This window comes from Streptomyces sp. NPDC048275, assembly GCF_040652275.1.
GTDB lineage: Bacteria > Actinomycetota > Actinomycetes > Streptomycetales > Streptomycetaceae > Streptomyces.
The window spans coordinates 1,740-16,548 of record NZ_JBEZLR010000012.1 but is presented as its reverse complement, the minus strand read 5'-3'; the positions used below and the strand labels follow the sequence as shown (position 1 = coordinate 16,548).

The 14,809-nt window shown below is 68.7% G+C and carries 14 protein-coding genes and 5 tRNA genes; 7 read left to right on the top strand and 12 right to left on the bottom strand.

Annotated features, from left to right (window positions below):
- Positions 1–184: 184 nt before the first annotated feature.
- The 7 genes from AB0D57_RS10325 to AB0D57_RS10295 all read right to left on the bottom strand — a co-directional run bounded on the left by AB0D57_RS10325 (position 185) and on the right by AB0D57_RS10295 (position 8,127).
- Entirely contained in the window at positions 185–2,920 is a 2,736-nt protein-coding gene (locus AB0D57_RS10325; RefSeq protein ID WP_362069806.1) for a Tat pathway signal sequence domain protein, read from the bottom strand.
- 87 nt (positions 2,921–3,007) lie between these two features.
- Positions 3,008–3,598 carry a hypothetical protein gene (locus tag AB0D57_RS10320; protein WP_362069803.1) on the bottom strand — a complete coding sequence of 197 codons (591 nt, stop codon included), beginning with the start codon at positions 3,596–3,598 and terminating at the stop codon, positions 3,008–3,010.
- A gap of 10 nt (positions 3,599–3,608) precedes the next feature.
- Positions 3,609–4,484, bottom strand: coding sequence for a carbohydrate ABC transporter permease (locus AB0D57_RS10315; protein WP_362069800.1), 876 nt, complete (start codon positions 4,482–4,484; stop codon positions 3,609–3,611).
- On the bottom strand, positions 4,481–5,437 hold the full coding sequence (locus tag AB0D57_RS10310) for a sugar ABC transporter permease (protein WP_362069797.1): 957 nt from the start codon (positions 5,435–5,437) through the stop codon (positions 4,481–4,483). The genes AB0D57_RS10315 and AB0D57_RS10310 overlap by 4 nt, the downstream gene beginning before the upstream one ends.
- A 14-nt stretch (positions 5,438–5,451) precedes the next feature.
- The gene (locus AB0D57_RS10305; RefSeq protein ID WP_362069793.1) at positions 5,452–6,738 is read right to left on the bottom strand and encodes an extracellular solute-binding protein; all 1,287 of its coding nucleotides are present in this window, start codon (positions 6,736–6,738) and stop codon (positions 5,452–5,454) included.
- Positions 6,739–7,536: 798 nt separating this feature from the next.
- A tRNA-Val gene (locus tag AB0D57_RS10300) sits at positions 7,537–7,608 on the bottom strand.
- Between the two features lie 84 nt (positions 7,609–7,692).
- A complete protein-coding gene (locus tag AB0D57_RS10295; RefSeq protein ID WP_362069790.1) occupies positions 7,693–8,127 on the bottom strand; it encodes a TIGR02611 family protein in 435 nt (144 codons plus the stop codon).
- Between the two features lie 191 nt (positions 8,128–8,318).
- Between AB0D57_RS10295 and AB0D57_RS10290 the strand changes: the two genes are divergently transcribed.
- Positions 8,319–8,732 carry an SsgA family sporulation/cell division regulator gene (locus AB0D57_RS10290; RefSeq protein WP_003959770.1) on the top strand — a complete coding sequence of 138 codons (414 nt, stop codon included), beginning with the start codon at positions 8,319–8,321 and terminating at the stop codon, positions 8,730–8,732.
- A 404-nt stretch (positions 8,733–9,136) separates the two neighbouring features.
- Positions 9,137–9,694 carry a CGNR zinc finger domain-containing protein gene (locus AB0D57_RS10285; protein WP_362069787.1) on the top strand — a complete coding sequence of 186 codons (558 nt, stop codon included), beginning with the start codon at positions 9,137–9,139 and terminating at the stop codon, positions 9,692–9,694.
- A gap of 149 nt (positions 9,695–9,843) precedes the next feature.
- Here the strand turns inward: AB0D57_RS10285 and AB0D57_RS10280 are convergent, their stop codons facing one another.
- Together AB0D57_RS10280 and AB0D57_RS10275 are read right to left on the bottom strand one after the other, a co-directional pair.
- Complete coding sequence (locus AB0D57_RS10280) at positions 9,844–10,101, bottom strand: hypothetical protein (RefSeq protein ID WP_362070112.1); 258 nt, start codon at positions 10,099–10,101, stop codon at positions 9,844–9,846.
- Between the two features lie 40 nt (positions 10,102–10,141).
- Positions 10,142–10,588, bottom strand: coding sequence for a hypothetical protein (locus tag AB0D57_RS10275; protein ID WP_362069784.1), 447 nt, complete (start codon positions 10,586–10,588; stop codon positions 10,142–10,144).
- 172 nt (positions 10,589–10,760) lie between these two features.
- On the opposite strand from AB0D57_RS10275, the gene AB0D57_RS10270 reads away from it, so the two are divergent.
- Positions 10,761–11,279 (top strand): DsbA family protein, encoded by a 519-nt coding sequence (locus AB0D57_RS10270; protein WP_362069781.1) that lies wholly within the window; start codon positions 10,761–10,763, stop codon positions 11,277–11,279.
- Positions 11,280–11,370: 91 nt separating this feature from the next.
- Here AB0D57_RS10270 and AB0D57_RS10265 read toward each other — a convergent pair whose 3' ends face one another.
- The 3 genes from AB0D57_RS10265 to AB0D57_RS10255 form a co-directional block, all read right to left on the bottom strand.
- Entirely contained in the window at positions 11,371–12,195 is an 825-nt protein-coding gene (locus AB0D57_RS10265) for a GNAT family N-acetyltransferase (protein ID WP_362069778.1), read from the bottom strand.
- A 101-nt stretch (positions 12,196–12,296) separates the two neighbouring features.
- Positions 12,297–13,118: an aminodeoxychorismate lyase gene (locus tag AB0D57_RS10260; RefSeq protein WP_362069775.1), complete on the bottom strand. Its 822-nt coding sequence runs from the start codon at positions 13,116–13,118 to the stop codon at positions 12,297–12,299.
- Positions 13,115–14,203, bottom strand: a complete 1,089-nt coding sequence (locus AB0D57_RS10255) for a chorismate-binding protein (protein ID WP_362069772.1) — start codon at positions 14,201–14,203, stop codon at positions 13,115–13,117. Before AB0D57_RS10255 ends, AB0D57_RS10260 begins: the two co-directional genes overlap by 4 nt.
- A 156-nt stretch (positions 14,204–14,359) precedes the next feature.
- Here AB0D57_RS10255 and AB0D57_RS10250 point away from each other — a divergent pair.
- The 4 genes from AB0D57_RS10250 (at position 14,360) to AB0D57_RS10235 (ending at position 14,716) form a co-directional block, all read left to right on the top strand.
- A tRNA-Gly gene (locus tag AB0D57_RS10250) sits at positions 14,360–14,432 on the top strand.
- A 39-nt stretch (positions 14,433–14,471) separates the two neighbouring features.
- Positions 14,472–14,545 (top strand) — tRNA-Cys (locus AB0D57_RS10245).
- Position 14,546: 1 nt separating this feature from the next.
- Positions 14,547–14,618 (top strand) — tRNA-Val (locus tag AB0D57_RS10240).
- A 26-nt stretch (positions 14,619–14,644) separates the two neighbouring features.
- Positions 14,645–14,716, top strand: a tRNA-Val gene (locus AB0D57_RS10235).
- Positions 14,717–14,809: the final 93 nt, after the last annotated feature.

Below are 14,809 nucleotides of genomic sequence, written 5' to 3'. Positions count from 1 at the left end.
TGCGGCGTTGTCGTCGGTTGCCGACTCCCCCACTCTCGGCTTCACTCGAGCGGGGGGACCCCCATCGCGTCGACGCCCTCCTCCGCCTTGCAGCTCGACGCACCAGACCCCGCTCACCCGCGCCGACAAAGCGCCGCCGCTTCCCTCCGACCTGATCCGCCGGACAGGCCCTGATCGAGTAGCGCTACGGCATCTTGTCGCCGAGCAGCGCCAGGTTCTCGATCGCGGCGAGGCCGTACAGGGCGGTGTCGTTGGTGCTGATCCAGGTGGCCTCGCTGCCCGGGACCAGTGTGACCGGGCCGCTCAGCGGTTCCGTCTTCCAGGGCGAGGACTCCATGTAGCCGTCGGAGCTGTAGAACTTCGTCCACGCGCGCTTGGCGAGCGTCTCGTCGCCGGTCTGGACGGCGGCGTAGGCGTCGAGCCGCGAGTGGCCCTGGAAGAGCAGCAGGGAGCCGAAGTTCGAGCCGTACCGGGCCGCCTGTTCGGTCTTGGTGGCGTTGAAGTAGCGGCAGTAGTCGAAGTAGGCCTCGTTGAACTTCGGCATGTCGACGAGGTCGATCAGTTCGGCGCACAGCTCGTTGAGCCCGAAGACGGCGGAGAGGTGCGAGACGCCGACGACGGGCGACGCGGCGACGGCGAATCTGCCGGTGTCGAGGTCGTACAGCCCGCTGCCCTGGACGAAGCCGTTGGGCTGGGCGGCGATCGTCTCCATGGTGGAGAGCACCCGCGCCTTGGCCTTCTCCCACTTGGGACCCTTGCGCTCCCACTCCGTCAGCCACGCCGACGCCAGCCCGCTCCAGTCCGTGCCGAAGCCGATCGACAGGGCGTGCCGGTCGGGGGTGTACGGGTCGGTGCGGATCTTGCGGATCGGGTCGAGGACCAGGAACGTCTCGTCGCTGTCGACGTTGGCGTGCATGAGGTCGCCGACCCGCTCGTCCGCGGTGAGGAAGTAGTAGTAGCGGCGGTAGGTGGTGTTGGCGATGCGCTGCTGCTTGGCGCTGTCGGCGTAGTGCTGTACGCCGTGCCGGGTGCCGAGGCCCGCCCACTGTCCGAGGTGGTAGACGTCGACCTCGCCGGTGTGCCGGGTCATCGCCTCGGCGAAGCGGAAGATGTCCGCGCGGCCGGAGCGGAGATACGCGAACCACAGCCAGAGATCCGGCGACAGCTCGGAGTTGTCCCAGGCGTACCCGCCGATGTCGTACCGCCACTGGTGCCGGGCCGTGTCGTACGTGTGCATGATGTCGCCGTAGTCCCAGAAGCCGTACCAGCGGCGCTGCTCCACCTGGTCCTTGTAGTAGGTGAAGAGGAAGTCGAGGTGGTCCTCGATCTTCGCCTTGGCGGGTGTGGAGCGGTCCGGCTCGGAGTACAGGCCGGGGCCGAAGACCTTGGCCTTGATGAGCTGCTTGGGCGGGGCCGCGAGTTGCGGCAACACCCGTACGGCGGCGACCTGTTCGGCGAGCTTCTCGGGTGTGGGCGTGGACTCGTTGGCCCAGAAGAGGAGTTCGGAGGTGCGGGCGATGCCGTACGGGGTGCCGAACTCGGGTTCGTAGTCCTCGTAGGTGATGTTGAGGCCTTCGAGCTGCTCGGCGAAGGTGTCCTGGCCCATGCCGTCGTGGTAGAAGCGCAGGTCCATGGGCTGCGCCTCGGGCGACCAGAGCCAGAGAGTGACCTCGGCCTCGTCGGTCTGCGCGTCGCGGATGTCGAGCTGAGCGGGGTACTTCTCCCAGAAGTCCCTGAGACCGAAGGAGAATCCGCCGCTGGGGCCGCCGACGTAGCCGAAGCCGCTCGCCCGGCGCCCGCCGCCCGCGCCGATCCAGCCGTGCCCCTTCTTCGTCCGCTTGCGCAGCCCGAAGCCGTCGGCCGAGAGCTGGGAGAGGGTGTAGTCGCCCCACTCGGGGATGTACTGCAGCCGAGTTGTCACCCGCTGGTCCCAGGTGGACGGGTCGGGCAGCTTCTGGCCCGCGAACTGGGCCGCCTGCACAGCCGCGCCCGGGTCACGGCGCAGTCCGGTGATGCCCTTGACGGCCTCGCGCAGCAGACCGGTGCCCTCGCCGCCGATGCGGATGTGCCGGTCGTACGCCGCGTCGCGCATCGGCACGGAGAAGCGGACGCCGAGCCCGCGGATGAAGTCGCCGCTCGACTTCCCCGGTTCCTGCTTCCCGTCGAAGGTGATGGTGTGCACCATGCGGAACGAGTCGGCGCCCGCGTAGAAGTACAGCCGGATGGAGAAGGGCAGCCAACTGCGGTGGCCCTTGCGGTGCTTGCCGTCGATGCGGACGACGGCACGGATCGGGCCCTCCTGCTCGACCGCCACCTCACCGATGACGCTCTCGAACCGCTCGTACTTCTCCGCGCCCTGGTCCTCGTCCTCGATCTCGGGCTGGCGGATGAGGACGAGCCGGCCGTTCTTGGCGATCTCGACGGAGCCCCGCTTGACCGACTTCACCAGCGTGGAGCCGCTCTTGCCGATCTGCGCGGTGATGACCCCGGTCGATATGTCGATGGTGCCGCCGCTCTTGTCGACGGTCACTTTCTTGTCGGGGGCGGCGGTCGTCCCGGCGGCGAGGGTGAGCTTGCCCGAGCCCGAACTGACCGCGTGCGCCGTCCACTTGAGGGATCCGTCCGGCCAGTACGCGATCGGCCAGGACTGCACCGGCACGTCCTTGCCGTCAGCGTCCGTGAGCGCGAAGGTCTGGTCCTCCTGGTATGCGCCCTTCGGCCAGGGCACACCGACGGTGGAGCCGGGGGCGGCGCCGAGGCCGCCGTCCTCCAGCCAGTCCAGGGTCACCGGGTCCGCGTCCGCGGCCTCGACTCTGGGGGCCGCCTGGGCGTTCGTGCTCCCTAGGGCCCAGCTGAACTGTGCGGCGGCTCCGGCGACGGCAGCCGCCTTGAGGAGGGACCTGCGGGGAATGGGAGACATCAGAATTCAGCCTTACCTTTCCGTGCGGGGAAGTCAGGGGCATGACAGATAGAGGGACGACGCCGAGGGCGCCGACCTGCGAAGGGCTCACCGGTGGCGGTGGCGCTCCTCGACGGCAACGGCCGCCGCCGCGACGGCCCCCAGGACGGGGACCGCCAGCGGCGCGATGAAGAAGGCGGAGGAGGCCACCACGGCCAGCCCGCCGACGAGCAGGAAGGACCCGGCGGGGTCGAGGACCGTACGCCGCCCAGCAGCCGCGAGCAGCGCACGCCAGGAGGCACCGGGCACCCAGACCGCCGCCGCGCGCAGCCCGGCGACGGCCAGGCCGATCAGCGCGAAGAGACCGACGGCGCCGACGAGCGGGCCACCGGGCAGTCCGGCGCGCACGGCCTGGACGTCCACCCAGACCGCGGCTGCCGCGGCCCAGCCGACGGCCCCGGCGATCCAGCCGCCCCGAAGGGCCGAGCGGAAGTCGGCGACGAACTCCCGCCAGCCGCCCGCCTCGTGGGACGTACGGCGCCGCAGATGCCGCGCGCCGGCGGCGAAGGCGGCAGGATAGGTGACCAGCGGCAGCGAGGCCACCGCGATCCACACCCCGGTGAGCAGACACTCGGCGAACACGGCGAACCGCTCGCCGAAGACGGACTCCTTGCGCGCCTTCACGCGTGCTTGGGCCATGGTGACCGCCTCAGCCCTTCAGTCCGGAGGTCGCCATACCGTCGATCAGGTAGCGCTGGAAAGCCATGAAGAAGGCGATGACCGGCACCAGCGCCACCAGCGACATCGCGATCATGCTGCCGTAGTTGGAGATGCCCTCCTGGTCGCGGAACATCATCAGGCCGAGCGAAACGGTGTACTTCTCGGGGGTGTTGAGGTAGATCAACGGCCCCATGAAGTCGTTCCACGCGTTGATGAAGGTGAAGATGGCGCTGGTGATGAGGGCGGGGCGGCACAGCGGCAGCACGATGGACCAGTAGGTCCTCAGGTGCCCGCAGCCGTCCAGCTTGGCGGCCTCGTCGAGCTCGCGCGGCAGCCCGCGCATGAACTGCACCATCAGGAAGACGAAGAACGCCTCCGTGGCCAGGAACTTGCCCGCGACGAGCGGCACCAGCGTGTCGATGAGCTCGAGCTTGCGGAACATCACGTACTGCGGGATGAGCAGTACGTGATACGGCAGCAGCAGTGTGCCGATCATCAGCGTGAACAGCAGGTTCCGCCCGGCGAACCGGATCTTGGCGAAGGCGTACGCCGTCAGCGAGCTGGAGAGCACCACACCGGCCACGGCCAGGCCCGCGTACATCAGCGAGTTGGTGAAGAAGCTGGTGATGGAGATGCCGGAGATTCCGTCGGCGAGCCCGGAGAAGTTCTCCCAGACCGGGTTGGCGGGCAGCAGGTCGAGGCTGGCGATGATGTCCTTGCCCGGCTTGAAGGCGGCCCCGACCACCCAGATCACCGGATACAGGATGACCGCGAGGATGACGAGCGCGCCCACGTGCCAGGCGAGCGATCCGAAGCGCCGCCGCTCGTTCGCGGTCGTCACAACAGGGCTGGTGACACTGGTCACTTGGCGGCCTCCTCGTAGTGCACCCACTTCTTCTGCGACCAGAACAGGACCGCCGTGACGAGCGCCACCGCGACCACCAGCGTCCAGGCCATCGCGGAGGCGAAGCCCATCTGGGCCTCCTTGAAGCCCTTCTGGTAGAGGTAACAGGTGTAGACGAGCGTGGCGTCGGCGGGCCCGCACCGGGTGTCGGAGACGACGTACGCGGAGCCGAACACCTGGAACGCGTGGATGGACTCCAGCAGTACGTTGAAGAACAGCACCGGGGAGATCATCGGCAGCGTGATGTTCCAGAACCGCCGGAGGGGACCGGCCCCGTCCATCTCGGCAGCCTCGTACAACTCCTGCGGCACCTGCTTGAGACCGGCCAGGAAGATGACCATCGGTGCGCCGAACTGCCAGATGCTCAGGGCCACCAGGGCGTACAGGACGTAGTCCGGATTGCCGATCCAGCCGCCGACGTCGAGCCCGAAGATCTTCTGCGTACGGTCCACGACGGCGTCGTCGGAGAACAGCGCCCGCCACACGAAGCCCACGGAGACGCTGGCTCCGATCAGCGACGGCATGTAGAACGCGGCCCGGTACAGGGCCTGTCCGCGCCGCTTCTGCGCGAGCAGCAGCGCCACTCCGAGGGCCAGGAGCAGCTTCAGCGGCGTGGCCACGACGACGTACTTGAGCGTGACCTCGACCGACTTCTGCCAACGCGGGTCCTGGAACATCGTCGTGAAGTTGTCCAGCCCCACCCACTGGGGCGGCGTGAACAGGTTGTAGCTGGTGAACGCGTAGTACAGCGACGCGATCATCGGCCCCGCCGTGAGCAGCAGGAACCCCGCGATCCACGGCGACATGAAGAGATAGCCGGCGAGGTTCTCGCGGCGCCGCCCGCGCCGCCCGGCGGCAGGAGCGGCGGACCGCCTCTTCGCCGGGCGCGCGGGCGCTTCCTTGACGAGCGTCATGGTGGTACGTCCCCTCAGCCCGCGAACGCGGCCTTGGCCTCGCTGAACAGCGCCTTCGCGGCATCGGCCGGCTTGGACTTGCCCTGGGCGACCTCGCCGCCGAGGCGCAGGAACGCCGCCTCGATGACGTCGGCGCCGGAGGGGTGCGGGGTGATCTTCCCGAGCACGCCCGCCTCGGCGACCTCGTCCTCGTAGGCCGCGACACCCTTGTTGTTGGCGTCGGTGGGCTTGAAGGCGTCGTACTGCTCGGTCGTGGCGAGGATGCCGCGGTCGTAGCCCATGATCTTGCCGACCTCGGGGTCGTGGACCATGAAGTCGATGAACTGGGCGACCTCCTTGGGGTGCCTGGTCCCGGAGAAGGCGCTGAGCATCAGCGAACCGAGGTACTGGCCGGTGTCCTTGCCGTCCGTGGTGGGGATCGGCGCAAGCCCGTAGTCCGACTCACCCTCGCCCTCGTAACGGATGGAGAAGTTGTCCCAGGTGAACTCGGACGCGGCGAGCCCCGCCGAGAGACCGGACTTCGGCTTGACCTGCTCGATCTTCTTCGGGTCGGCGACGAGCCCGGACTTCACGCGTTTGTAGCCGTCCTCCCACCACTGCGTCAGATCGTCCTCGGTGAAACCGAGATCGGAGTCGGTGAAGAAGGCCTTGCCGTTCTGACGCAGGTACAGGTCGTAGAGATACATGATGGCGAAGTAGCCGGTGTCACCGGCGATCTTCAGCTTGTCCTGGATCGTCTGCAGCGCGTCGAAGTAGTCGTCCCAGGTCCAGCCGAACTTCGGCTCCACGCCCGCCTTCTTGAAGGCCTTGAGGTCGATGACGAGCGACATGGTGTTGGCACCGACGGGTATGCCGATCTGCTTGCCCTCGACCTGACCGTTCGCCAGAACGCCGTTGCGGAAGTTCTCCAGGTCCAAGTTCCCCGCGTCCGCCTGCGACTTGAGATCCATCAGAACACCGCGCTTGTCGTACTTGCGCAGGAAACCGACCGCATTCTGGAAAACGTCCGGCGGATTCCCACCGGAGGCCTGGGTCTGGAACTTCTCCCAGAATGCCTCGTAGTCGGTGAATTCGGGCTTGATCTTAATCTTCGGGTACTTCTTCTCGAAGAGCGCGATCGTCTTCTTGATGGCGATGGTGCGCGGCTCGCCACCCCACCACGCATAACGGAGTGTCACATTCCCGTTGCCCGAACCGCCGTCGCCGCCGCAGCCCGTCGTCGCGGCCAGCCCCAGCGTGGCCGCCGAGGCCCCGGCCACCTTCAGGATCGTTCGCCTCTCAACATTCCTGCTGGTTCCCATGGTTGGGCCCCCTCCCCACAACGTCATTGTCGCCTGCATGAATCGTTTCAAGTAAGCGCTTGCTGGCACAAGGTACGGAGGGCTTCCGGGCGCGTCAATGATTCGGACAGGATTTGATGTAATGCAGTTCACCCGCGTGACAGTGCTCACGGAGGGCGCCTACCCGCCGCGGGCACCCGACTGGGCAGGTCCGACGCGTGCGGTCGACCCACCGAACAGGAAACGACGAGTCGGGCGAGATGCGGGACGGGCCGAAAACAACCGTGACACCAAAGGGGCCGGCGTCACAGGAGCGAGGGCGATCGGGGGTGTACTAACCGAGGGTGAGGGGACGGGGGCCGGCCAGCTCTCACGCCACGTCGGTTCGAACTGGCGCACCCACTGGCGGTGTTCGTCGTGGACTGCAGGGGCGCGGACATCGACAGCCCCCGCCCCTCCGGTGACCGGGCGGAGACTCCCGACTTTGGAGGCCGTCGGCCTGCGACCCTCGGGGGGCGTGCGTCGCCCCCGTGAACCGATGCGCCGGGTCACCGCCTACCGGCCTGGCGAACCGGCGTTCGCCCTGGCCAGAGGCTCGGTCACGAGAGCCGGCACGGGGAACTGCCGTCCGCGCGGGAAGTGACCGGGGCCTGGGTAGCGGGTGCGCCTCGGACCTGCAATCCGTACACGGAAGCGGCGCTCATGGGTGGTCGTCCGGGAACGACTGGGTGGTCGTCCGGGAACGACTGGGTGGTCGTCCGGGAACGACGAAGGCGACCTGGACCACGATTCCGTGGACCAGGTCGCCAATCGCATACGTGGGCGATACTGGGATCGAACCAGTGACCTCTTCGGTGTGAACGAAGCGCTCTCCCGCTGAGCTAATCGCCCGGGCGCAGGGAGAACATTACCCCATGTCAGAGGGGGACTCCGACCAGCCGAAGAGCCTTCAGGGCACCGCCGGAAGGAGCACCGTCATTCCTTGATGTTCCAGGGCATCTCGAGGCCGAACTTCCAGAGGTAGACGGCGCCGAGGGCCGCGACGATGACGAGGCCGACGGTCGTGAGGATGATGTTGCGGCGCCGCACCTTGGGGTCGAGCGCCCGCTGCGTCGCCTCCGTGACTTTGCGTTTCGTCCAGCGGAGCACCAACTGCGCCCAGACGAACTCGGTCGCCCAGATCGCCATGCCGCCGAAGATCACCAGCCAGCCGGGCCCCGGCAGCGGAAGCATGACCACGCCCGCGGCGACGACCGCGAGCCCCACGATGAAAACGCCCACCTGCCAGCTCATGTGCAGCGCACGACGCGCCTTGATGAATTCCGGCGCCCGCGAACCGAGCGCGCGCTCGATCTTCGACTCGTCAGCAGCCATGGCGACATCGCCCGGCTCGTCACTCCCCGTATTCATACAGCCATACCCTACCGGAGAGAATCCAGTCACCGGAATGGCCCTATCCGGCGAAGGGACTCTCGGCCGGATGAGTTACGTAAAGGCACGCAAAACACTCAGAGGGGTTTACAACGGCACCGTAGGTGGCATGTCGATTTCGCCGACGTGCGAATCCCCGAGCGCACACTGAGCGAAAGGCCCTGGCGCTTATGAACACCACGGTCAGCTGCGAGCTGCACCTGCGCCTCGTTGTGTCGAGCGAGTCCTCACTGCCTGTTCCCGCAGGACTGCGGTATGACACGGCCGATCCCTACGCCGTGCACGCCACCTTCCACACCGGAGCCGAGGAAACCGTCGAGTGGGTGTTCGCCCGCGACCTCCTCGCCGAGGGCCTGCACCGGCCCACCGGTACCGGCGACGTCCGTGTCTGGCCGTCCCGGAGCCATGGTCAGGGCGTCGTATGCATCGCCCTGAGCTCCCCGGAGGGCGAGGCCCTGCTCGAAGCCCCGGCGCGGGCCCTTGAGTCGTTCCTGAAGCGAACGGACGCCGCCGTGCCCCCCGGCACGGAACACCGGCACTTCGATCTCGACACCGAGCTCTCACACATCCTGGCCGAGAGCTAGCGAGACACCACAGAGCCGCCCGGCGCCGTCCACTCGGGGAGACGGCTCGGGCCTAGACAACCACATAGGGCACAACCAGATAGGGCACAACCAGATAGGGCACAACCGCATCAGACACAACCGCATCAGGTGCAACCTCATGAGAGTCAACCTCATGAGGCACAACCGCATAAGGCACGCACACCGGCGCCGTCGCCGCGGACTTCCCGCGGAGGCGGCGTCGGCATGCGTGGTCCGGGGCGACTTCGGCAGGGGGCGGCGACCGCGCCGACGCACATGACCCGCGGCCTCGCCCTGGACCCCCCGGCCCGCATGCCCGGCGCCTCTCCCCCACCCCGGGAAGCCACTACGATCGGCCAGCATCGGCGGGCGCCCGCCCGACCCCCCAGGCCAGGGAGCGAAACGTGCTGATCACCCACGACACCCGGTGCGCCCTCGACACCGTGGTGGATCTGGTGAACACCTCGCCGGACGAGCACACGAGGGACGGGCTCGCGGATGTCGCATCCCTCGCCGATTTCGTACGAAACCACGAAATCAGCGATGTCGGTGTGCTGTCCGAGCGCGACCTCGCGGCCGTACGCGAGGTCCGCGGCCGGTTCGCCGGGATCTTCGCGGCCGACGACCCGCGGACAGCCGCCGCCTTCATCAACGAACTGGTCGCCGCGGCAGGCACCACACCCCGGCTCACCGACCACGACGGCTACGACTGGCATGTGCACTACTTCGCGCCGGGTGCCTCGGTGGCCGACCACCTCGCGGCCGACTGCGGGATGGCGCTGGCTTTCTTCGTGGTCGCCGGGGAGCAGGACCGGCTGCGGCGCTGCGAGGCTCCCGACTGCCGGCGCGCCTTCGTGGATCTCTCCCGCAACCGCTCCCGGCGTTACTGCGACAGCCGGACCTGTGGAAACCGGCTCCACGTGGCCGCCTACCGGGCGCGCCGCAAGGAAGCGGCGGGCTGAACGAGCCACGGGACGGGCGACGGGGCGACCCGAGCCACAGGACGGGCGACGGCGACTGGGACAGGACGGGCGACGGAGTGATTGAGCCGCTGGACGGGCGCGGGCTGACGGAGCCCTCGGCGGGTGACGCCAGGGGCCCCGTGTACGGCTCAGAGCAGCAGCAGGTCGTGCAGCGAAGCCATGAGCAGCAGACAGCCGATCACCGCAAGGAAGATCATCAGCGGTGGCTGGGAAAGCGCGAAGAGACAACCTCGCCGCTCCTCTGGCGGGGCGGCGGTGTCGCTCTGTGTTGTGTCCAGCATCTCGCGGGCGATGATGGCGCAGCCGCCACCCCCTACGCGATCAACGCGCCCGGAATGACCGGTAGTTCGCCAATATCCGTGATGCGCGGTGACGAACGTGATCACTTCCGCGCCTTCGCATGATCTTCTGTGTCGTTTCAGGCCGTCATATGCCGTGCTTCTTCAGGATGGCTTCGATGTCGCTGAAGTCGTCCCCGGCACCGGTGGCCCGGGGCTTCGTCGCGGGCCGGGACGCCGGGCGGGAGGCCTGGCCGAGCGAGGGCGCCGAGGACGCGGGGGCCACCGCGTCGCGCTGGGCGGCCCGGGCGGCAGCCTTGCGTTCCTTCCGCGTCCCGCCGCCACGCCGCTCCACGGCTCGCGTCGTCATGAACAGCAGCCAGGCGCCGCCGAGCACGGCGAAGCCCGCCCACGCGGTCGGACTGAACGCGGTGTCGGCCACCCAGCCGACAGCGCCGGTCATCACCAGGCCTACCGGCACCAGCGAGTAGGCGGCGATACGGGCGGCGGCGAGGAAGCGCTTGCGGTAGGCCGTGACCGCGGCGATCCCCAGGCCTGCCGCGGAGACGGCGGAACAGACGGTCTCGGCAATCATCCGGTCCTCCAGGGCAGAGCTCGGTCGCACAAGGGCGGTTCGTCCCTTCCATCCTGCACCGCCGCCCGCCCGATATGCCATGCTCCGGGCGGACCTCAGGGAGATCTCCGGGTAGGGGTCCTCCCCAGGTCCCGGTTGGGGCGTGGGAGCCGAGGCTGGGAGACTGGATTCCATGAACGACTCCGCCACCGCCCGCACCACCGCCGTCCTGGACGTCTGGTGCGAACTCCAGTGCCCCGACTGCCGCCGCGCCCTCGACGACCTGCACGCGCTGCGCGCCCGCTACGGCGACCGGCTGGAGCTGCGGCTGCGGCACTTCCCGCTGGAGAAGCACAAGCACGCCTTCGCCGCGGCGCAGGCCGCCGAGGAGGCCGCCGAGCAGGGACAGGCCTGGCCGTACGTAGAGGCGCTGCTCGGCCGCGTCGAGGAGCTGGACCGCGAGGGAGAACCCTTCCTGGTCGAGGTGGCCCGTGAACTCGGCCTGGACGCCGAGGAGTTCGACACGGCCCTGATCGACGGCCGGCACATCCTGATCGTCGACGCCGACCAGGCCGAGGGCAAGGCCATCGGCGTGACCGGCACCCCGACGTATGTGATCGACGGCGAGCGGCTCGACGGCGGCAAGAGCCAAGAGGGCCTGCGCGAGCGCATCGAGGAGATCGCCGACCGGCTGCTGGCCGAGGGTGCGTAGCCCTCGGGGCCCCAGGAGCGCGGGCCGGGGTTCGGGGTGGGCAGCCCTCAGAGCAGAGACTCGTCTCAGCCCTCAGGGCAGAGTCATGCCCTCAGAGCAGGGTCTTGTAGAGGTGGTGCGAACTCGTCGTGTAGCCAAGTGACTCGTAGAGCTTCTCCGCCGAGGTGTTCCCCGCGAAGACGTTGAGGCCGATGCGGTCCCTCCCGCCGGCCACCGCCTGAGCCTCGGCCAGCAGCATCAGGGTACGCCCATGCCCGCGCCCCCGGTGCTCCGCGTCGACCTCGACGTCCAGCACGTACGCCGTTTCGGGCCACAGGCCCAGCCACAGGGTGCCGACCGGTGCCCCCTCCTGCTCCAGGACGCTGATCAGCGTGTTCTCGCTGGCCAGACCGTCCGGGAGGAGCCTGGCGTGTCCCTGGTCGGTCTTGCGGTACGCCTCGGTCTCGGGCACGCCCCACGCGATGAGAACGCGGGCGAACTCCTCGCGTTCGTGCGCCAGCCAGGGCACGTACTCGGCCTCGGTCATGGGCCGAGCGACGCTGCCGGCGGGCAGTTCGGGCAGGGGGGCGTCCAGCCGCTTGGTCATGTTCCGGTTGCTCAGGACGTAGCCGAGCGCCGTGGCGAGCCGGAGCGCGGCCGCCGCGTCGCCGGGCACGGCCGTCTCCACGCGCCGACAGCCCCAGCCGCGCGCCACCTCCTCGGCGGCGAGCACGGCCACCGTGCCCCGGCCCCGCCCGCGGTCCGGTTCGTCGATGCTCAGCTCGCCGACCCGGGCCACGGTGGGGCCGTACTCGGGATGTGTGGAGAGCTGTATCCCGCCCACGGGACGGCTGTTCACGCACACCTGGTAGCGGCGTGACAGCATTCCGTCGGCTCCGCGCTGAAGCGGCTCGGTCGGCCGCAGGGTGGTCGTCATCACGGGTGTTCTACCCGCCCCGCGGCATGTCGTCATCCCAATTTGGCGGCTTCCGACAGGAGCCACCGACCGCGTCCGTCCTGCGGGTGACCGCGTACGGGTTACGGGTCGAGGTCGTTCCCGGCCCGCTCGTCGAAGATCCGCATCGCCTTGGCGGTCACCGGGCCCGGCGCGCCCGGGAGTTGGCGTCCGTCGACCCGGTGCACGCCCTGCACATCCCGCAGGGTGGACGTCAGGAAGACCTCCTCGGCGTGCTCCAGGACGTCGAGCGGCAGATCGGTCTCCTTGGCGCCGGTCCATTGGACGGTGAGCGCACGTGTGATGCCGGCGAGGCAGCCGGAGGCGACCGGCGGGGTGTGGATCTCGCCGTCGAGGACGACGAAGACGTTCGAGCCCGTGCCCTCACACAGCTGCCCGACGGTGTTGGCGAACAGCGCCTCGGACGCGCCCTGTTCACGCGCGCGGGCCAGCGCGACGACGTTCTCGGCGTACGAGGTGGTCTTGAGGCCGGTGACGGCGCCGCGCTCGTTGCGGGTCCACGGCACGGTGATCACCGCGGTGGAGTCGGGGCGCCGGGCGGACTCGCCGAGGGCGACGACCAGAGTCGGACCGTGCTCACCACGGTCGGAGCCGAGCGGGCCGTGGCCGCCGGTGTACGTGATCCGCAGCCGGCCGAGTGCCATCGGGTTGGCGTCCAGGACGGCGGCACAGGCGTGCCGCACCTCGTCGCGGTCGGGTTCCGGCAGCCCCAGGCCGCGCGCCGAGCGGGCCAGCCGGTCGAGGTGTCGGGTCAGCGCGAACGGCCGGCCGTCCACCGCCTTCACGGTCTCGAAGATGCCGTCGCCCACGGTCAGTCCGTGGTCGAAGACGGAGACCCGGGCGGATTCGATGTCCTGCAAGCCACCATCGAGCCAGAGCTTCACTGGATTTCACCTCGCGAGAACGTGCCGGGCCGATCGTCCGACGTGCTTCCACTCTCGTACGTATCTCCGTACGCACCCGACGCTACCGCGAGGAGTCTCGATGCCTTCAGCTCGGTCTCCCGCCACTCCGCCTCGGGATCGGAGCCCCAGGTGATGCCGGCGCCGGTGCCGAACCGCAGGACGCCCTCCGCCCGGTCGATCCAGAAAGTGCGGATGCCCACGGCGAGCTCTGCGGTGCCGCGGTCGGCGTCGACCCAGCCGATGCCCCCGCAGTAGGGGCCGCGGGGCGCGGTCTCCAGAGCCTCGATGATCCGCAGGGCGCTGGATTTGGGCGCGCCGGTGACGGAGCCGGGCGGGAAGGCGGCGGCAAGGAGCTCCGGCCATCCCACGTCCGCGCGCAGCTCTCCGTGCACGGTGGAGACGAGGTGGACGAGGCCCGGGTGCTTCTCGACGACACAGAGGTCGGGGACGGTCACGGTGCCGCTGGCGCACACCCTGCCGATGTCGTTGCGGACCAGGTCCACGATCATCACGTTCTCGGCGTGGTCCTTCTCCAGGAGGTCCGCCTCGGTGCGTCCGGTGCCCTTGATCGGGCCCGACTCGACGACACGGCCCGTGCGGCGCAGGAAGAGTTCCGGGGACGCGGTGGCGATCTCCACGCCATGGCCGGACAGGCGAATCGTTCCGGCGTACGGCGCCGGATTGCCGCGCGCCAGCAGGGCGGTCAGCGCGTCCACATCGGCGTCGGGGGCGAGGGGCGCGGACAGCACCCGGCAGAGGTTCGCCTGATAGACCTCGCCGGCCGCTATGTGCTCGCGGATACGGCGTACGCCCGCGGTGTACGCGGCGCGGTCGAGCGACGACTTCCAGTCACCGGCCGCGGGCCCGCGCCACTGCCCGGGCACCGGCGCGGGCACGGACTCCTCACGTACGTCCGCGAAGCGGGCGCAGACCAGACGTCCCTCGAAGTCTGCGGACACGGCCCAGAAGCCGGCGGAGTCCAAGGCCGCGGGGTCGCTGGTGACGTCGAGGAGACCGGTCGCGACGAGGCCACCGAAGCGGGCGAGAGGAGGGAGGTCGAGCACGCAGTCGAGTCTAGGGCGGGTGACCTGCGGGTGCCCTGACCGTGTCCTTGAGCGGGCAGACCGCAGCACGCTGCACAAACGCGTTTTTGTACTGGCCCGGGAATCCGCTAGAGTTCAACACGTCGCCGGGACGCGCAAGCGATCCGGAAACGACAAGCGGACGTAGCTCAGTTGGTAGAGCGCAACCTTGCCAAGGTTGAGGTCGCCAGTTCGAACCTGGTCGTCCGCTCGCAGGAAGTGGGGGATCTTCCCGAACCCCCACACTCCTGGTGGAGTGGCCGAGAGGCGAGGCAACGGCCTGCAAAGCCGTCTACACGGGTTCAAATCCCGTCTCCACCTCCAAGGACGATTAGCTCAGCGGGAGAGCGCTTCCCTGACACGGAAGAGGTCACTGGTTCAATCCCAGTATCGTCCACTGGATCTTCTCGAAGATCCGTACCCGCGCGATTAGCTCAGCGGGAGAGCGCTTCCCTGACACGGAAGAGGTCACTGGTTCAATCCCAGTATCGCGCACTGGATCTTCTCGAAGATCCGTACCCGCGCGATTAGCTCAGCGGGAGAGCGCTTCCCTGACACGGAAGAGGTCACTGGTTCAATCCCAGTATC